At 52.5% G+C, this 261-nt stretch carries 1 protein-coding gene; it reads right to left on the reverse strand.

The window, feature by feature from the left end; all coding sequences use genetic code 11:
• Positions 1-72: 72 nt before the first annotated feature.
• Positions 73-261: DUF3847 domain-containing protein (locus DWW13_RS19670; protein WP_243026217.1), on the reverse strand; the 189-nt coding region annotated here is incomplete at its 5' end.

A 261-nucleotide genomic window follows, 5' to 3' on the forward strand; every position in this document is an offset into this window, starting at 1 on the left:
CCTCCGGCGAGGAGCCTTCGGAGAACGCAATGCACCAACCTTTGGGTGGTGTATAATTGCGCCCTTAGTAAACTAAGGGGGTTCCGGCATCTCCCGTTCCAGCAGTTTTTTCAATAGTTCCTGCGTGTCCTGTCTGTGAAAAATGAGTTTCAACAACAGCATGACATCATCATCTGTCAGGCGTTCCGGCTCTTGCAGAAAACTTTCCAGCATACCGCCACGGGTACAGAGCCGGTGCGTCCGTTCCTTTCGGGTAAGCTG

Source organism: Blautia sp. AF14-40 (assembly GCF_003479665.1).
In the GTDB taxonomy this organism is placed as follows: Bacteria; Bacillota; Clostridia; order Lachnospirales; family Lachnospiraceae; genus Fusicatenibacter; species Fusicatenibacter saccharivorans.